Annotated in this window: 16 protein-coding genes and 1 pseudogene; 5 read left to right on the forward strand and 12 right to left on the reverse strand. The window is 68.6% G+C overall.

Annotated features, from left to right (window positions below; all coding sequences use genetic code 11):
* Positions 1–132: 132 nt before the first annotated feature.
* Positions 133–1,599, reverse strand: coding sequence for a biotin carboxylase (locus tag WU80_RS20195; RefSeq protein WP_055404875.1), 1,467 nt, complete (start codon positions 1,597–1,599; stop codon positions 133–135).
* Between the two features lie 96 nt (positions 1,600–1,695).
* A complete protein-coding gene (locus WU80_RS20200; RefSeq protein ID WP_055404862.1) occupies positions 1,696–2,388 on the reverse strand; it encodes a type 1 glutamine amidotransferase domain-containing protein in 693 nt (230 codons plus the stop codon).
* Between the two features lie 307 nt (positions 2,389–2,695).
* On the opposite strand from WU80_RS20200, the gene WU80_RS20205 reads away from it, so the two are divergent.
* The 3 genes from WU80_RS20205 to WU80_RS20215 all read left to right on the forward strand — a co-directional run bounded on the left by WU80_RS20205 (position 2,696) and on the right by WU80_RS20215 (position 4,730).
* On the forward strand, positions 2,696–3,130 hold the full coding sequence (locus tag WU80_RS20205) for a hypothetical protein (protein ID WP_055404876.1): 435 nt from the start codon (positions 2,696–2,698) through the stop codon (positions 3,128–3,130).
* A 436-nt stretch (positions 3,131–3,566) separates the two neighbouring features.
* Positions 3,567–4,337, forward strand: a complete 771-nt coding sequence (locus WU80_RS20210; RefSeq protein ID WP_055404863.1) for an enoyl-CoA hydratase — start codon at positions 3,567–3,569, stop codon at positions 4,335–4,337.
* Between the two features lie 102 nt (positions 4,338–4,439).
* The gene (locus WU80_RS20215; protein ID WP_156349677.1) at positions 4,440–4,730 is read left to right on the forward strand and encodes a hypothetical protein; all 291 of its coding nucleotides are present in this window, start codon (positions 4,440–4,442) and stop codon (positions 4,728–4,730) included.
* Positions 4,731–4,734: 4 nt separating this feature from the next.
* Here the strand turns inward: WU80_RS20215 and WU80_RS20220 are convergent, their stop codons facing one another.
* The 10 genes from WU80_RS20220 to WU80_RS20265 form a co-directional block, all read right to left on the reverse strand.
* Positions 4,735–5,889 carry a dihydrolipoamide acetyltransferase family protein gene (locus WU80_RS20220; protein WP_055404865.1) on the reverse strand — a complete coding sequence of 385 codons (1,155 nt, stop codon included), beginning with the start codon at positions 5,887–5,889 and terminating at the stop codon, positions 4,735–4,737.
* On the reverse strand, positions 5,886–6,941 hold the full coding sequence (gene bkdB, locus WU80_RS20225) for a 3-methyl-2-oxobutanoate dehydrogenase subunit beta (protein WP_055404866.1): 1,056 nt from the start codon (positions 6,939–6,941) through the stop codon (positions 5,886–5,888). The genes WU80_RS20220 and bkdB overlap by 4 nt, the downstream gene beginning before the upstream one ends.
* Positions 6,942–8,042 carry a pyruvate dehydrogenase (acetyl-transferring) E1 component subunit alpha gene (gene pdhA / locus WU80_RS20230; protein ID WP_055404867.1) on the reverse strand — a complete coding sequence of 367 codons (1,101 nt, stop codon included), beginning with the start codon at positions 8,040–8,042 and terminating at the stop codon, positions 6,942–6,944.
* Between the two features lie 209 nt (positions 8,043–8,251).
* Positions 8,252–9,073 carry a CoA ester lyase gene (locus WU80_RS20235; RefSeq protein WP_055404868.1) on the reverse strand — a complete coding sequence of 274 codons (822 nt, stop codon included), beginning with the start codon at positions 9,071–9,073 and terminating at the stop codon, positions 8,252–8,254.
* The gene (locus WU80_RS20240; protein ID WP_055404869.1) at positions 9,070–9,564 is read right to left on the reverse strand and encodes a MaoC family dehydratase; all 495 of its coding nucleotides are present in this window, start codon (positions 9,562–9,564) and stop codon (positions 9,070–9,072) included. Before WU80_RS20240 ends, WU80_RS20235 begins: the two co-directional genes overlap by 4 nt.
* On the reverse strand, positions 9,561–10,727 hold the full coding sequence (locus tag WU80_RS20245; RefSeq protein ID WP_055404870.1) for an acyl-CoA dehydrogenase family protein: 1,167 nt from the start codon (positions 10,725–10,727) through the stop codon (positions 9,561–9,563). The genes WU80_RS20240 and WU80_RS20245 overlap by 4 nt, the downstream gene beginning before the upstream one ends.
* On the reverse strand, positions 10,724–12,730 hold the full coding sequence (locus tag WU80_RS20250) for an acetyl/propionyl/methylcrotonyl-CoA carboxylase subunit alpha (RefSeq protein ID WP_055404877.1): 2,007 nt from the start codon (positions 12,728–12,730) through the stop codon (positions 10,724–10,726). Before WU80_RS20250 ends, WU80_RS20245 begins: the two co-directional genes overlap by 4 nt.
* 5 nt (positions 12,731–12,735) lie before the next feature.
* Positions 12,736–14,307 carry a carboxyl transferase domain-containing protein gene (locus WU80_RS20255; protein WP_055404871.1) on the reverse strand — a complete coding sequence of 524 codons (1,572 nt, stop codon included), beginning with the start codon at positions 14,305–14,307 and terminating at the stop codon, positions 12,736–12,738.
* Positions 14,308–14,318: 11 nt separating this feature from the next.
* Positions 14,319–14,969 carry a CoA transferase subunit B gene (locus WU80_RS20260; protein ID WP_055404872.1) on the reverse strand — a complete coding sequence of 217 codons (651 nt, stop codon included), beginning with the start codon at positions 14,967–14,969 and terminating at the stop codon, positions 14,319–14,321.
* A gap of 49 nt (positions 14,970–15,018) precedes the next feature.
* The gene (locus WU80_RS20265; RefSeq protein ID WP_055404873.1) at positions 15,019–15,762 is read right to left on the reverse strand and encodes a CoA transferase subunit A; all 744 of its coding nucleotides are present in this window, start codon (positions 15,760–15,762) and stop codon (positions 15,019–15,021) included.
* Positions 15,763–15,945: 183 nt separating this feature from the next.
* Between WU80_RS20265 and WU80_RS20270 the strand changes: the two genes are divergently transcribed.
* On the forward strand, positions 15,946–16,590 hold the full coding sequence (locus tag WU80_RS20270; RefSeq protein ID WP_055404874.1) for a TetR/AcrR family transcriptional regulator: 645 nt from the start codon (positions 15,946–15,948) through the stop codon (positions 16,588–16,590).
* 63 nt (positions 16,591–16,653) lie between these two features.
* Positions 16,654–16,946 (forward strand): annotated as a pseudogene (locus WU80_RS25590) (hypothetical protein); the annotation flags it as partial.

A 16,946-nucleotide genomic window follows, 5' to 3' on the forward strand; every position in this document is an offset into this window, starting at 1 on the left:
CGGCAGCGTCAGATGTGTATAAGAGACAGCGCGAGATGATCGCGGTCGGCACCATGTCTTCGATGTGCTGAAACGACCAGCGCGAGTAGGGCGGCGCGAGCCAGTTGTCCAGTGACATCCCGGCAGGGCGAGTCACGCGCGCGCGACAAGCCGGGAAACGATGGGCGCGGCCGGCGTCAGGGGCGTCGAGGTGAACTTCGCCTTCATGCCCTTGACCCAGCGCTGGCAGCGGTCGCTCAGCTGATAGTCGTCGGTCTGCAGGTGTGAGCGGGTGACGAGCACGCCGAGCTGCGCGCCCTCGGAACGCAAGTCGCCCGGCGCGGCGACCCGCATGTAAAAGGCCTCGGACCCGTCGAGCAGCGTTGCCCAGTCGTTGGCGGTCCGCGAAAAGGAGACCCGGCCGTCGTCGTCGAGGCGCCAAACCCCCGTCCGCGGCGTCGCGGTGAAGATCTCGATATCCGGCGACGTCTCCGTCAGGATGACCTGGCCCCAGACCTCGTCCTCGCCGTAGCCCCGCTCCCACCGCTCGTTGATCTCGTCGATGTCGAGCTCGTAGTCCACGTCCATGTATTCGAGCAGGTGGAACAGGAACAGCGGCATGTCGGCGTAGGCCTCGGTGGTCAGGTTCGTCATCGGACTGGCGCCGGACAGGCGCGGATTCACCTCACCGAGGTAAAGCTCGTCGGAGTCGAGATCGTGCAGGAGGTCCACCTCGAAGTAGCCGAGGTATCCCTCGCGGCGCATGACGTCGCCGAGCTTGGTCACCATTTCCCGCGCGGCGTGCGTCTGGGCGGGCGGAAGAACCTCGTGCCAGATGTCGTTGCCGCACCAGCTGCCCCGGCTCGGAGTGAGCTCGGAGTAACCGACCAGACTCGTCATCGCGGGGCCGACCACGGTCCCGTGGCGGGTCACGGCCCCCTCGAGGCACACCTCCACGTTGCGGATCCGCTTCATCACTTTGAGTTCCTGCCCGACGAGGTCGCCGGCGTGCTCGTCCCAGTCGCGCTGACCGTGCACGAAGAACGTCCCGCTGCCGGCGTTGCCGTAGGCGATCGAGATGACCAGGTCGTCACCCAAGCCGGCGTCGTGGGCGAGCGCCAGGAGTTCGTCGTAGGTGGTGGCCCGCCCGATCGTGTTGGGCACACTGGGCACCCCTGCCTCGTCGGCCAGGCGCGTCATCACGATCTTGGAGCCCAGGCGCTCGCGGAGCTCGATCGGCGGGTGCATGATCTCGAGGCCCGCCGACCGGGCGAGGGCCTGAATTTCCGCGTTCATCATCACGAAACAGCACTTGCCGCCCGGACCTTTGCCGGCGATGAACTCGATCGTCTCGGGGTCGGACAGGAGGTGGCTGCAGACGTCGTCCATGGAATCGAAATCGCGGCGGTCACGTCGGCGGGGCACGAACACGCGCGAGTGGGTGCCCTCGAACGAGTCAAAGTAGGTCAGGTAGAAGAAGTTTCGTATCCAGCGGTCGACGCCGAGCAAGTTGAACGGCGTCGGCGAGACGAAGAACAGCGGGACCTTGTTCGTGTGGAAGAACGCGCGGATGTCCGAGAGGCCTTTGAGTGGGCCGCGCCGCTGCGGCTCCGGCACCATCACGCCACCCGCGCTGGCGCTGCACCCAGCGCATCGGCAATGCAGTCACTTACGTTCATTGCACAAGTGTGACCCCGGATGGCCCGCGGCACTGGCCTAACGGAGTTCCTTGATGAACTCTTTCGCCAAAGGTCCAGCGGAGGCCGGGTTCTGACCCGTGAAGAGATTGCGATCTTTTAACGTGTAGGGCTTCCAGACCTCACCGCGGGAGAAGTCGACGCCCATCTTCACCAGTTCGTCCTCGGCGGTCCAGCGGGCCTTCGCCCGCAGCCCCACCCCGTCCTCTTCGTCATTGGTGAAGGCGGTGACTTTGTACCCGGCGAACGGCGACGCCCCATTGCGCCGGGTGGCCATCATCGCGACCGGCGCGTGGCAGACGATGGCCAGCGGCTTGCCGGACGCGAGCGCCGCGGTCAGCAGCCGGCCCGAGTCGGCGTCCTGCCAAAGGTCCTCCATCGGGCCGTGCCCGCCCGGGTAGTAGACGGCGTCGTAGTCCTCGAGGCGGGCGTCGGCCAGCTCGATCGGTCGGCGCAACTCCTCGGCGGAGCGCAGGATCTCCTCGAGTTCCAGGGCGATCTCTTCGCTGCCGGCCATCGACGGGCGCAGGCTCATCACATCCACATGCGGCACAACGCCTTTCGGGGTGGCGACCACGACCTGGTGACCGGCGTTGGTGAGCTCGCGGTAGGGGGCCGCGAACTCCTCGGCCCAATAGCCGGTCGGATGCCTGGTGCCGTCCTTCAGCGTCCAATAACTCGCGCCGCTCACCACGAACAGAACCTTCGCCATCGCGCTTCCCCTCGTTATCCGCACCGGATTGACCCACCCCAGCGTCGCCGAACTCGTCTGGCGGTGCAATACGGCGGGGCGGCGCATTCTCAATACGCTCAATACGCCGTTGATGGGGGCGCGCGCACCGCGGCGCGTCCAAAGACAGCAGCCGGAAACCGGCATTTAACAAGTGCCGAGCCAACCGTTCGTTCTAGCGTTTGCCCATTTGAGGGTTGGGGAACAACAATTGGCGTGTCGTACGAGCGGATGACGCCAGCAGGGGGATCATGACTTAAAGGCGTCTCTATTCGAGGGGTGGTCGATGATGACGTCGGACGACTGGCAACCGGTGGTACGAGTTGGAGAACCCAAATTCGTAGCCGGCCTGGGAAATAGGATAAAAGTTGAGGTCAAGACACGGGGGTGGCTAAGCCGGGACTGGCGTGGCTACTTCGGTTCGCAGGTATCGCAGCAACGGCTCGATGCCAGGTACTCGTCGTATCCCTGTTGGGATGAGATCCAGTGCATAGAGGGCACCTGTGCGCTCGACGAGGCGGAGCAGTACATCGAAATGATCGATGCGGCAATCCACTACGCGAACAATCGGTTGCGCCACGACGCGATGCCGGCCACAGCGCTGCAGGGGCCCGTGCGGGACCACCGGACGTTTGGGGTCAGACGGCGCCAGGCGGCGCTGGACCAGCTGGCGAAGCGGTTGGCACGACCCGACCCGGTCGAGAGCGAACTGACCGCGACTTAAACCGCGACAATTCATTACGTCGCTGAATTATTTCCATGCAATTCGGTAGGTCCGCGCGCCCGTCCGCGGGAAGGTGCCGCAAACGCATTTGCGTTTGCACGGCCATTTTTTTCCGCGGTGGGGCCTCGCTCGTATCGTGTGCGCCACGCAAATCCTCGCGGCGACTCGCACAATACGAGTGCCGTTAAAGGGCACGGCCAGAGCGTGGGCCGCCATTCACGCCCGGCCGCTGCCGTGCGTTTCTTTCGCGCCCGCCGCCCGCCCCCGGGCCATCCACCGCAGCTTGCTGCTGCGAAACGGGCGAAATCCGGTCGGCGCGACCCCGACCGCCCGTATGCACGCCGCGCAGTACCCTTACCGTGGCCCGGAATAGCAGCCGACGGCACGGCAATCGTGCGTCGCCCGGGGCCGCCAGCCCAAGCCGCGGAGGTGCCCGATGGCCGAATCCGACCCCGTCTTGTTCACCGTCGAGCGCCGCGTCGCGGTCATCACCGTCAACGACCCCGACCGGCGCAACGCCGTCACCGCCGAGATGTCGGCTCGCCTGCGCGCGGCCGTCGAGCGGGCCGAGGCCGACCCCGACGTTCACGCCGTGGTGGTCACCGGTGCCGGCAAGGCGTTTTGCGCGGGCGCGGACCTGAGCGCGCTCGCCGCCGCGGGCGGTGACAAAGCCGAGGCGGGTCTGCAACAGCTTTACGACGGCTTCATGGCCGTCGGCGGTTGCCGGCTGCCCACCATCGCCGCGGTGAACGGCGCGGCCGTCGGCGCCGGACTGAATCTCGCGCTGGCGGCCGACGTGCGGATCGCCGGGCCGGCGGCGTTGTTCGACGCCCGCTTCCAAAAGCTGGGACTGCATCCCGGCGGCGGTGCGACCTGGATGCTCCAGCGAGCCGTGGGCCCGCAGGTGGCCCGCGCGGCCCTGTTGTTCGGCATGCGCTTCGACGCCGAAGCCGCCGTGCGGCACGGGTTGGCGCTGTCCGCCGCCGACGATCCGGTGGCGGCGGCGCTGGAGCTCGCCGCCGGGCCCGCGAACGCCCCGCGCGAGGTCGTGCTGGCGACCAAGGCCACCATGCGCACGACCATCAGCCCGGGATCGGTGGATAACGAGCAGCACGCCTGGGCGATGCGCACCGAGCTCGGGCCGCAGGCCTACTCCATCCAGTCACCGGAATTCGCTCAGCGACTGGCCGCGGCGCAACGCAGGTAGCGCCGACGCAGGTTCGGAAGTTGGGATCGGTAGCGATTCCGCAAAAGTGTGCTTTGCTACGAAGACGCCGACAGGCGTGGCGCCCTAGCGAAGGACATGCCCGTGGAGATCACCCAGACCCTCACCCGACTCGCCGCCGGGGCCCTGTTGGCCAGCGGCCTCGCGACGGCCGGAACGGCTCTGGTCGAAGGCATCGCCCAGGCCCAGCCGGCCCCCGCGCCGCGGGTCTACTGGTGCCCCAATCAACCGTGGAACCCGGCATGGGGCGAAAACAGATACTGGAACCAGTGCTGGGACACCGACAACCCGCCGCCGTACCCGCCCCCGCCGCCTTCGCGCGCGCCCAGCTTCAACTGCGGCCTGTTCTGGTGCCCCGTCCCGCCGCACCCCTGAGCCGTCAGAGGTCGAGCAACCCGGTCATCGGCGACTCGACCAAGTCCCTCAGCTCGCTGACGAATCGGGCCGCCTGGGCGCCGTCCGCGACGCGGTGGTCGAACACGCAAGTCAGCGTCATCGTCGGGCGCACCACCACCTGATCGGCGACGGCCACCGGGCGCGGCTTGATCGCGCCCATCCCCAGGATGGCCGCCTCGGGGTGGTTGATCACCGGCACGCCGTCGTCGGCGCCTAAAGCCCCGAAGTTGGACACGGTGAACGTGGACCCGCGCATCTCCCCCGGCGTCAGGATGCCCTCGCGCGCCCCGGCGATCAATTCGGCCGTCCGGCCGGCCAATTCGCGGGTGGTCTTGGTATGCGCGTCGGCGATCACCGGGACCAACAACCCGCGATCGGTGGCCACCCCGAAACCCAGATGGACCCGATGCTCGACGCGCACGTGCGGGCCATCGGGTGAGTCCACCCATGTCGAGTTGAGAATCTCGTTGTGGCGCAGCGCGATCACCAGCAGCCGCAAGGTCAGCACGAACGGGGTGATCCGCTGATCCGCCGACGCTCGGTCCGACAGCCGCAACAGTTCGGAGCAGTCAACCGCGACGCTGACCTTGGCGGCCGGGATCTCCCTGTGCGACAACGTCATTTTCTCGGCCATCCGGGCCTGCACGCCGCGGACCGGGCGAACGTCGGCGCCGTTCAGGCCGGCCGCGGCCAACACTTCCGCCCGGGTGATGATGCCGTCGGGCTCGCGCTGCACCGAGCTCAGGTCGACCTTCAGCTCCTTGGCCAGTTTGCGCACCGGAGGGGCGGCCAGCGGGCGGCTGCGTCGGCTGGCGTCGACGCCGGCGTCGGCGCCGTAGCCCACCAGCGTGGGTACCGCTCCACCAGGGGCGTCGCCGTTCACCGGTGCGGTGTCGACGCGGACCAGCACCGCCCCCACCGCGAGCACATCGCCTTCCCCGCCGTGGGTTTCGACGATTCGGCCCGCGTACGGGCTGGGCAGTTCCACCTCCGCCTTCGCCGTCTCCACCGAACACAACACCTGGTTGAGCTCGACGTCGTCGCCTGCGGCGACGTTCCAGCGGGTCACCGTCACTTCCTGCAATCCCTCACCGAGATCCGGGACGCGGAACGCCTTGACCCGCTCGTCGGCGCTCATGGCTGCCCCAGGGAACGCTCGACGCAGTCCAGCAGCCGGTCGGGGCCGGGTAGCCATAGTCGCTCCAGCCGGGCGGGCGGGTACGGGGTGTCGAATCCGCAGGCGCGCAGGACCGGCGCCTCCAGCTCGTAGAACATCTCCTCCTGGATCCGGGCGGCCAACCCCGCGCCATATCCCAGGCTGCGCGGGCCCTCGTGCATCACCACGCAACGCCCAGTCCGGCGAATCGACGCCGCCACGGTCTCGAAATCCAACGGCACCAGTGACCGCAGGTCGACGACCTCCAGGCTCCAACCGCGTTGCCGCTGAGCCTCTTCCGCGGCGCCGACCGCGGTGCTGACCAGGCTGCCGTAGGTGACCACGGTGACATCGGAGCCGGCGCGGCGCACCATCGCCCGCCCGATCGGCGGTTCGGGCCGCTCGGTATCCACCGACCCGCGGACCTGATAGCGCCGCTTCGGCTCGAGGAACATCACCGGGTCCGGACAGGCGATCGCGTGGCGAAGCAACCAGTACGCGTCGGACGGGCAGGACGGAACCACCACCTTCAGGCCGGCGGTATGGGCCCAATACGACTCGGTCGAGTCCGAATGATGTTCGGCCGCACCGATTCCGCCGAAGGACGGGATGCGCACGGTCACCGGCATGTTGATCTCGCCGCGGGTGCGGGTGCGGTACTTCGCCAGATGGCTGACCACCTGATCGAACGCCGGGTAGGAAAACCCGTCGAACTGAATCTCGGGCACCGGCACGAATCCGCGCAGCGCCAGTCCCACCGCGATACCGATGATGGCGGATTCGGCCAGCGGCGTGTCGAAGCAGCGCTGCTCGCCGAATGTTCCGGCCAGCCCCTCGGTCACCCGGAACACCCCGCCCTCGACCGACACGTCCTCGCCGAACACCAGCACCCGCTCGTCGGCGGCCATCGCGTCGTGCAGGGCCCGGTTGAGCGCCTGCACCATGGTCATCACTTGCGCGCCGAGAGCGGTGTGCTGCTTTGCGGCCGTGCGGGTTTCGTCGGGGGTGGCCGGACGATCGGCGAGCTGAGTCATTCACGCCTCCCCGTCGTTGCGGTCGAGCTCGGCCCGCAGCTGCTGGCGCTGCGCCTGCAATCCCGGCGTCATCTCGGCGTACACCGTGGTGAACACCTCGTCGATGTCGAAATCGGGCGCGCCGAACACCGCGTCGCGCAATTCGGCGCGCATGCGCTTCGCACGGGCGGCCACCCGGTCCCCCAACCGCGTCGACCAAATGCCCTGTCCCTGAAGGTAGGTGCGGTATCGCGGGATCGGGTCGAGCGCCGTCCAGCGGTCCACTTCCTCCTGGGTCCGGTAGCGGCTGGGATCGTCGGACGTGGTGTGCGGGCCGAGCCGGTAGGTGACCGCCTCGATCAACGTCGGGCCGCCGCCGGCCCGGGCGCGCGCGGCGGCCTCCGCCATCACCGCGTAGCAGGCCAGCACGTCGTTGCCGTCCACCCGGATCCCCGGCATCCCGTAGCCGATGGCCTTGTGCGCGATGGACGGTGCCGCGGTCTGCTTGTGCAGCGGAACGGAAATCGCCCACTGATTGTTCTGCACGAAGAACACGCACGGCGCGCTGAAGACGGCCGCGAAGTTCAGCGCCTCGTGCACGTCGCCGACGCTGGTGGCGCCGTCACCGAGGAAGGCCACCGTCACCGAATCCTCGCCGAGACGTTGCGCCGCCATCGCAGCGCCGACCGCGTGCAGGGTCTGGGTGCCGATCGGGATCGACGTCGGGGCGCAGCACTTTTTGGTGAATTCCAGTCCGCCATGCCAGGTTCCGCGCCACACCGCGCCGACGTGCCCGGGCGGGATGCCGCGCACCAGATACGCACCCAGCTCCCGGTATTGGGGAAACAGCCAGTCCGTCTTGCGCAAGCAGGTGGTCGCCCCCACCTGCGCGGCCTCCTGGCCGCGGCACGACGCGAACAGCGCCAACTCCCCCTGGCGCTTGAGGTTGATGAACTCGGTGTCCAGCTCGCGGGTGACCATCATCATCTCGTAGAGCCAGCACAGTGTCTCCGCGGGAAGGTCACGGCCGTAGCGGAGTTCGGGCGTCGGTGTGCCGTCCGCGGCGACGAGTTGCACCGGCTCGAGGTCGACGGTCATCGGCAGTTGAGGCACCGTCGCCATACCGTCTCCCTACTTCGGTGCCGCAGGGCCACAGCCAAAGCTCAGCCGGGACCCACCGCGAGCCGAAGTCGATCGCCAGCTACCCGAAAGGCCTCGCTCGCCGCGACACTGGCGTACCCACCATTATGCGCTCAAAAGAGAAGAGACCGCGGTGATCGCGACCGTGTCGCGGCCACCGACAACGCGGTTGCGTTGCGAGGGTTCGACCGTCACCCGGCGCCGGACTGCCCCGCCCTGCGCACCAGCATTTCCGCGTGCTTGAGCACCGGCGAGTCGACCATTTGTCCCTCGAAGGCGAAAACACCGCGCTCGGTGCGCGCCGCCTCCAATACCCTTCGCGCCCAGTCAACTTTCTCCTCGCTGGGCCGGTAGGCCTCGCGCACGACGGCGATCTGGGTCGGGTGGATGCACACGGTCCCGTGGAAACCCACCGCGACGGCGTCCGCGGCTTCGGCCCGCAAGCCTTCGACGTCGCGGATGTCCAGATGCACCGCATCGAGCGCGGCCCGGCCGAAGGTGGACGCCGCCAGCAGGACCGTCGACCGGACATGGCGGGCGAAGTCTCGGTAGGTGCCGTCGGCCAGGCGGCTGGAACTACCGCCGAGGGCCGCGACGAGGTCCTCGGCGCCCCACATCATTGCGACGGTGCCCTCCGCGGCGGCGATCTCGGTGGCGAACACCGCCCCGCGGGGCGTCTCGATCAGCGCGATGACGTCACGGGGCGCCAGCGCGGACACCTGGGCGGCCGACTCGGTCTTCGACAGCATCACCGTGGTGTAGGGCGTCTCGGCCAGGGCGTCCAGGTCGCGGGCGTGCTCCTCGGTGCCGGCCGCGTTGACGCGCACCACGGTGCGCTCGGGATCCAACGGGGTCTCGGCCAGCGCCTTGCGCGCGGCGGCCTTGTCCGACTGGGCCACGCCGTCCTCGAGGTCGAGGATCACCACGTCGGCCGCGGCCGCGGCTTTGGCGAAGCGCTCGGGGCGGTCGGCCGGGCAGAACAGCCAGCCCGGACCGGCGGCTTGCAGTTTCATCGGGACTCCTCGCCGTCCGGCCGCTTCTGCACCAGCGTGGTCCGCACCGCCCGCGCGACGACGTCGCCGTGCTGATTGCGTCCGGTGTGCTCGAGGGTGACGATCCCTTCGCCCGGCCGGCTCTTCGACTCGCGCTTGCCGGTGCACACGGTCTCCGCGTACAGGGTGTCGCCGTGGAAGACGGGCTTGGGGAACGACACCTCGGAGAAGCCGAGGTTGGCCACGATGGTGCCCAGCGTCAGCTGCGATACCGACAACCCGACCAGGGTGGACAGCGTGAACATCGAATTCACCAACCGCTCGCCCCGAAAGCCCGGTTGCTCGGCGGCCCACGCCGCGTCGAGGTGCAGCGACTGGGTGTTCATCGTCAGCGTGGTGAACAAGACGTTGTCGGCCTCGGTGATGGTGCGGCCGGGCCGGTGCAGGTACGTCGTGCCGGTCTCGAATTCCTCGAACCACAGGCCCCGCTGGACGATTGACTTGTCGGTCACGACAGCCCCAGCGACCGCGCGATGAGCATCAACTGCACCTCGGTGGTCCCCTCACCGATCTCGAGGATCTTGCTGTCGCGGTAGTGCCGCGCCACCGGGTACTCGTTCATGAACCCGTACCCGCCGTGAATCTGGGTGGCGTCGCGCGCGTTGTCCATGGCGGCTTCCGACGCGATCATCTTCGCGATGGCTGCCTCCTTCTTGAAGGGCTTGCCGGCCAACATCTTTGCGGCCGCGTCGTAGTAGGCCGTACGCGCGACATGCGCGCGCGCTTCCATCCGCGCGATCTTGAAGCTGATCGCCTGATAGGAGCCTATCGGCTGCCCGAAGGACTGGCGTTCCTTCGCGTACTTGACGCTCTCGTCGACGCAACCCTGGGCCGCCCCGGTCGCCAGCGCGGCGATCGCGATGCGGCCCTCGTCCAGGATGGACAAGAAGTTCGCATAACCCGTGCCGCGGGCGCCCAGCAGGTTCTCCTCCGGGACGCGGGCGTCCGCGAAGCTCAGCGGGTGCGTGTCCGAGGCGTTCCATCCGACCTTGCTGTAGAACGGTTCGACGGTGAATCCCGGTGTGCCGTTGGGCACGATGATCGTCGAGATCTCCTTTTTCCCATCGGCGATGCTGCCCGTGACCGCGGTGACCGTGACCAGCTTGGTGATGTCGGTGCCGGAGTTGGTGATGAACTGCTTGCTGCCGTTGATCACCCACTCGCCATCGTCGAGCCGGGCCGTGGTTCGGGTGGCGCCCGCGTCGGAACCGGCGCCCGGCTCGGTCAGCCCGAACGCGGCCAGGGCGCGCCCGGCGGCGAGGTCCGGCAGCCACTTGGCCTTCTGTTCTTCGGAGCCGAAGCGGTAGATCGGCATCGCCCCGAGGCCGACGCCCGCTTCGAGGGTGATCGCCACCGACTGGTCGACCTTGCCGAGTTCCTCGAGCGCCAGCGACAGGGCGAAGTAGTCCCCACCCATCCCGCCGTACTCCTCGGGGAACGGCAGGCCGAACAGCCCCATCTCCCCCATTTTGGCGACGACCTCGTACGGGAAGCTGTGCTCTTCATCGTGTTTGGCCGACACCGGCGCGACGACGGTGCGCGCGAATTCGGCGACCGTGTCACGAAGGTCCTCGTATTCCTTGGGCAGGGTTCCCGCGGTGATGGATGTGGTCATGTTTCGTCCTTACTCGAATCGGCTGCTGCGTCGGGCTCTTCGGGCACCAGCCGGGCCAGCACCTGGTCGACCGTGACCTGATCGCCGACGGACACCAGGAGCTCCACTCGTCCCGAAACCGGCGCGGGGAGCGAGTGTTCCATCTTCATCGCCTCGACGACCACCACCACGTCGCCCTCGGCGACCTCGGCGCCGGAGTCGGCTTGGACGGCGATGACACTGCCGGGCATGGGGCTCAGGATTTCGGCCTGCTGCGCACCGGCGGCGCGGTGAATCTTGTGTTCCTCGGCCTCGCGCAGGTGCCACGCTCCCCGCTCGTCGGCGATCCACAGGTGGCGGTCGGCCTCGGCGAATCGGTATTCGCGGCGCATCCCGTCCAGCGTGACGTCCATCCGGGCACCGTCGACTTGCACACTGGCGGAACGGATCTCACCCGCTCCCACCTGCACCCGCGCGCCGTCCGGTGGCCCCCACACCGACACCGTGTCGCTGCGCAGCTGGGTCTGCATCTCGGTCCGCACGGGGGCCGGCGCACCCCCGACCCGCCAGCCGGTCGGAACGGCCCAGGGGTTGCCCGCGGCGTGACGGTTCAGCGCCCACTGCCGGTACAGGCCGCCGGCGGCGAGCACGTCGTCGGGCGCCGGCAGCGGCGCGAAGTCCGCCACCCGCTCGTCCAGCAGCGCCGTGTCCAGGTCACCGGCGCGCACGCGTTCGTCGGCCAGCAGGAACCGGAGGAACTCGATGTTGGTCTGCACGCCCAGGATCGCCGTCTGCGCCAGCGCCCCATCGAGTTTCGCCAGCGCCTCGTCGCGGTCCTCGCCGTAGGCGATCACCTTGCTCAGCATCGGGTCATAGTCGCTGCCGACCACCGTGCCCGCCAGCAGCGACGAGTCGACCCGGACGCCGGCGCCGCCGGGCTCGCTCACCTGCAGCACCCGGCCGCCGGTGGGCAGGAATCCCCGCGCGGGATCCTCGGCGTACACCCGGGCCTCGACCGCGTGGCCGCGCAATTCGATGTCGTCCTGCGCGAAGCCCAGCTTCTCCCCGGCCGCCACCCGCAGCTGCCACTCCACCAGGTCCAGCCCGGTGATCGCCTCGGTGACCGGGTGTTCCACCTGCAGGCGGGTGTTCATCTCCATGAAGAAGAACTCGTCCGGACGATCGGCCGAGACGATGAACTCCACCGTGCCCGCGCCGACGTAGTCGACGCTGCGCGCGGTGTTGCAGGCCGCCGCCCCGATGCGGGCGCGCGTCTGCGGGTCGAGCAACGGCGAGGGCGCCTCCTCGATCACTTTTTGGTGGCGCCGCTGCAGGCTGCATTCGCGCTCGCCGAGGTGCACCACGTTGCCGTGGGTGTCGGCCAGCACCTGCACTTCGATGTGCCGGGGGCGCAACACAAATCGCTCCAGGAACAAGGTGTCGTCGCCGAACGACGAGGCCGCCTCGCGGCGCGCGCCCGACAGGGCATCGCGCAGCCGGCCCGGGTCATCCACGAGGCGCATGCCCTTGCCGCCGCCCCCCGCCGACGGCTTGATCAGCACCGGGTAACCGATCTCGTCGGCGGCCGCGACCAACTCGTCGTCGCTCAGCCCGGGCTTGGCCACACCGGGCACCACCGGCACGTCGAAGGCGGCGACCGCGTTCTTGGCGGTGATCTTGTCGCCCATCACCCGGATCGCCCGCGTCGGCGGGCCGAGGAACACCACCCCGGCGCGCTCGCAGGCGGCGGCGAATTCGGCGTTCTCGGATAGGAATCCGTAGCCCGGGTGGATCGCCTGGGCGCCCGTGCGGGCCGCCGCGTCGAGCACCTTGGCGATGTCGAGGTAGCTCTCGCGGGCCGCGGCGGGGCCGAGGCGCACGGCCGTGTCGGCCTCCAGGACGTGCCGGGCGTTGGCGTCGGGGTCGCTGTACACCGCGACCGACCGGATCCCCAACCGGCGCAGCGTACGCATCACCCGAACCGCGATCTCTCCGCGGTTGGCCACTAATACGGTCTGGAACATGGTCATCACATCCGGAAGACGCCGTAGGACACCGGTTCCAACGGGGCGTGCGCGCATACCGAAAGGGCTAGCCCCACAACCGTTCTGGTGTCGGCTGGATCGATGATGCCGTCGTCCCACAGGCGCGCGGTCGAGTAGTACGGGTTGCCCTGGTCCTCGTATTGCGCGCGAATCGGCGCCTTGAACGCCTCTTCCTCGTCGGGCGGCCAGGGTGTCCCGGCCGCGGCGAGCTGCTCACCGCGCACCGTCGCCAGCACCGACGCGGCCTGCTCGCCGCCCATCACCGAGATGCGCGCGTTGGGCCACATCCACAGGAAGCGCGGTGAATACGCGCGTCCGCACATCGAATAGTTGCCCGCGCCGTAGGAGCCGCCGATCACGACGGTGAGCTTGGGCACCCGGGCGCAGGCCACGGCGGTCACCATCTTGGCGCCGTGCTTGGCGATGCCGCCGGCCTCGTAGTCGCGGCCGACCATGAACCCCGCGATGTTCTGCAGGAACAGCAGCGGAATCCTGCGTTTGTCGCACAGCTCGATGAAATGCGCGCCCTTCAAAGCGGATTCGCTGAACAGGACGCCGTTGTTGGCGACGATCCCGACCGGATGGCCGTGGATGCGGGCGAAGGCCGTCATCAGCGTCTTGCCGTAATTGGCCTTGAACTCGCTGAATTCACCGCCGTCGACCAACCGCACGACGACCTCGTGCACGTCGTAGGGCACCCGCGGATCCGGCGGCACCACGTCGTAGAGCTCACTCTGGGCGTGTTTGGGCTCGACCGTGGGCTGGATGTCCCATTGGCTGGCTTCGCGCGGCCCGAAGGTGGCCGCGATGGCGCGCACGATCCGCAGCGCGTGCTCGTCGTCGTCGGCGAGGTGATCGGTGACGCCGGAGACCCGCGAGTGCAGGTCGCCGCCGCCGAGGTCTTCGGCCGAGACGATCTCGCCGGTGGCGGCCTTCACCAGGGGCGGCCCGCCGAGGAAGATCGTGCCCTGCTCGCGCACGATCACGGCCTCGTCGCTCATGGCCGGCACATAGGCGCCGCCCGCCGTGCACGAGCCGAGGACGGCGGCGACCTGGGGTATCTCCTGGGCGCTCATGGTCGCCTGGTTGTAGAAGATCCGGCCGAAGTGCTCGCGGTCGGGGAACACCTCGTCCTGGCGCGGCAGGAAGGCGCCACCGGAGTCCACCAGATAGATGCAGGGCAACCGATTCTGCAGCGCGACTTCCTGTGCGCGCAAGTGCTTTTTGACGGTCATCGGGTAGTAGGTGCCGCCCTTGACGGTGGCGTCGTTGGCGACGATCACGCACTCGCGGCCGGACACCCGGCCGATCCCGGTGATGATTCCGGCGCCGGGGGACTCGTCGTCGTACATGCCGTTGGCGGCCAGGGCGGCGAGCTCGAGGAACGGGCTGCCCGGGTCGAGCAGTCGATCCACCCGCTCCCGCGGCAGCAGCTTGCCGCGGCTGACGTGGCGTTCGCGGGCGCGCTCGTTGCCGCCCAATGCCGCGGCCGCCAGCTTGTCGTTCAACTCGGCGACCAGCCGGCGATGCTCGTCGGCGAACGATGGCGCGGTCATCGCGGACGAACTCACGATTGCCTCCCGGTTGTCGCCAGCACAAGCGGCGGTTCGGTCTTGTCGAGCACCTCGTCGGCCGAGACGCCGGGGGCGGTCTCGATCAGGTACAGACCGTCGTCGCGAACGTCGATGACGGCCAAGTCGGTGATGATGCGGTCGACGCATCCCACGCCGGTCAGCGGAAGGGTGCATCGCGCAACGATTTTCGGGCTGCCGTCGCGCGCGGTGTGCTCCATCATCGCGATCACCTTGCGGGCGCCGTGGACCAGGTCCATGGCGCCGCCCATGCCCTTCACCATCTTTCCCGGGACCACCCAGTTGGCGAGATCGCCTCCGGCCGAGACCTGCATCGCCCCGAGCACCGCGATGTCGAGGTGTCCGCCGCGGATGATGCCGAACGAGGTCGAGGAACCGAAGAAGGCCGCACCCGGCAGCGTGGTGACCGTCTCCTTGCCCGCGTTGATCAGATCGGCGTCGACGTCCTCAGGCCGGGGATACGGCCCCACGCCGAGGATTCCGTTCTCCGAATGCACGACGACGGTGACACCGGCCGGGATGTGGTTCGGGACGAGGGTGGGCATGCCGATGCCGAGGTTGACGTATTGGCCGTCCTCGAATTCGGCTGCCACCCGCGCGGCGAGGCCGTCCCTGTTCCAGCTCACTCGGCGCCACTCCTCCTCATCACTTCGTTCTGCATCGTCGTCGGCGCACTCACCGCACCGTCACCTTCTCGATCGGCTTTTCCGGATCCGGCACGTGCACCACCCGGTGCACGAAGACGCCGGGCGTGTGCACCGCGGCGGGGTCGATCTCCCCCGGCTCGACGAGGTGTTCGACCTCCGCGATGGTGATCCTGCCGGCCGTGGCGCAATCGGGATTGAAGTTCGCGGCGGCCGCCCGGTAGACCAGGTTGCCGTGCCGGTCGCCCTTCCAGGCATGCACCAGCGCGAAGTCGGTGCGGATCGCGCGCTCCAGAACGTAGGTGACACCGTCGAACTCGCGCGTCTCCTTGGGCGGCGACATCACCGCCACGCCGCCGGAGGCGTCGTAGCGCCACGGCAGGCCGCCGTCGGCGACCGGGGTGCCGACGCCCGCGGGCGTGTAGAACGCCGGGATGCCCGCGCCGCCGGCGCGCAACCGCTCGGCCAGCGTGCCCTGCGGGGTGAGCTCCACTTCGAGTTCACCGGCGAGGAACTGGCGGGCGAATTCCAAGTTGTCACCGAAATACGAGGCGACGGCCCGGCGAATTCGCTTGTGGTGCAACAGCGCTTCCAGTCCGACGCCGTAGCCGCCGCAGTTGTTGGACACCGTCTCAAGATCACGGGCGCCGGTGTCGACCAGCGCCGTGATCAGCGCCTCGGGGATGCCGCAGAATCCGAATCCCCCGACCGCCAGGGACGACCCGTCGGTTATGTCGGCGACCGCCTCGGCGGCCGTCGCCACCACCTTGTCCATCGCCGCAGCAGCCTCCTTGCCGTCCCGGGGCGGGCTTTTGAGTTAATGCTCATTAACTCACGGCAGAGAATACCATCGTCGGTGCCGCCGGTCCAGGGACGACGACTTGGCTCATCACAGCAGGTTAACCGGCCGATAATCTGCTAAGTTAGTGACGATTAACCAACTGGACGGGGGGTCGTGATGACAACGTCCACCTCTTACGGCGCCGATGCCCCAAATCGCCGCAGCCAGTTGAAATCCGACCGGCGCCTGCAGCTGCTGTCGGCGGCCGAGCGGCTGTTCGCCGAGCGCGGTTTCCTCGCCGTGCGGCTCGAGGACATCGGCGCGGCCGCCGGCGTCAGCGGTCCGGCGATCTACCGGCACTTCCCCAACAAGGAGTCGCTGCTGGTCGAGTTGCTGGTGGGCATCAGCGCGCGGTTGCTCGCCGGGGCCCGGGAGGTGCGGGCCCGCAACGGTGACGCGGCGGCGGCGCTGGACGGCCTGATCGACTTTCACCTCGACTTCGCGCTGGGCGAACCGGACCTGATCCGCATCCAGGACCGCGACCTTGCGCACCTCCCCGAGGCGGCCGAGAAGCAGGTACGCAAAGCGCAACGCCAGTACGTTGAGGTGTGGGTCGGGGTGCTGCGCGAGCTCAACCCCGAGCTGGCCGAGGCCGACGCCCGGCTTACCGCCCACGCGGTATTCGGCCTGCTCAATTCGACGCCGCACAGCATGAAGTCCCCCGACACCGGGCGCGGGAAGCCGGCCCGCGCGGCGCGGTCCCGCGCGGTCATGCGGGCGATGACGGTCGCCGCCCTCGCCGCCGGCAACGGGTGCCCCTGAGCCGGCGCCGGTGAGGTGATTCGCCGTTCGGGCGCCCGGCGCAGGTACTCTGCAATCCATGAGGTGGACATGAACGATTCACGTCCCACCGACCGGTTCAGTCCCCCGTTGCCGGCGCAGGGCCCGTGGTACCCACCGCCCACCGATCCGGCGTACGCCGAGCAGGCGCCATACGCCCCCGCCTACGGCGGGCAGGTTCCGCCGTGGGCGCCGAACACGAACGACGCCAACACGACCAGGCAGCTGCCGGCGTATTGGCAACAGGACCTCCCCCCGTCGGGCGACCTGCCTTCGCAGGGCACGGGTTCCGCGCCCCCTGGAGGCCCGAAAAACCCCTGTCTCTTATACACATCTGA

Source organism: Mycobacterium sp. UM_11, assembly GCF_001414075.1.
Classification (GTDB): Bacteria; Actinomycetota; Actinomycetes; order Mycobacteriales; family Mycobacteriaceae; genus Mycobacterium.

Coding starts and splice junctions, on each gene's coding strand:
- WU80_RS20195 (WP_055404875.1), bottom strand. CDS start 1,599: ATGGTGCCGGAGCCGCAGCGGCGCGGCCCACTCAAAGGCCTCTCGGAC.
- WU80_RS20205 (WP_055404876.1), top strand. CDS start 2,696: ATGACGTCGGACGACTGGCAACCGGTGGTACGAGTTGGAGAACCCAAA.
- pdhA (WP_055404867.1), bottom strand. CDS start 8,042: ATGGCGACGGTGCCTCAACTGCCGATGACCGTCGACCTCGAGCCGGTG.
- WU80_RS20245 (WP_055404870.1), bottom strand. CDS start 10,727: ATGACCACATCCATCACCGCGGGAACCCTGCCCAAGGAATACGAGGAC.
- WU80_RS20250 (WP_055404877.1), bottom strand. CDS start 12,730: ATGTTCCAGACCGTATTAGTGGCCAACCGCGGAGAGATCGCGGTTCGG.
- bkdB (WP_055404866.1), bottom strand. CDS start 6,941: ATGACTCAGCTCGCCGATCGTCCGGCCACCCCCGACGAAACCCGCACG.
- WU80_RS20235 (WP_055404868.1), bottom strand. CDS start 9,073: ATGAAACTGCAAGCCGCCGGTCCGGGCTGGCTGTTCTGCCCGGCCGAC.
- WU80_RS20200 (WP_055404862.1), bottom strand. CDS start 2,388: ATGGCGAAGGTTCTGTTCGTGGTGAGCGGCGCGAGTTATTGGACGCTG.
- WU80_RS20220 (WP_055404865.1), bottom strand. CDS start 5,889: ATGAGCGCCGACGAGCGGGTCAAGGCGTTCCGCGTCCCGGATCTCGGT.
- WU80_RS20255 (WP_055404871.1), bottom strand. CDS start 14,307: ATGACCGCGCCATCGTTCGCCGACGAGCATCGCCGGCTGGTCGCCGAG.
- WU80_RS20265 (WP_055404873.1), bottom strand. CDS start 15,762: ATGGACAAGGTGGTGGCGACGGCCGCCGAGGCGGTCGCCGACATAACC.
- WU80_RS20270 (WP_055404874.1), top strand. CDS start 15,946: ATGACAACGTCCACCTCTTACGGCGCCGATGCCCCAAATCGCCGCAGC.
- WU80_RS20210 (WP_055404863.1), top strand. CDS start 3,567: ATGGCCGAATCCGACCCCGTCTTGTTCACCGTCGAGCGCCGCGTCGCG.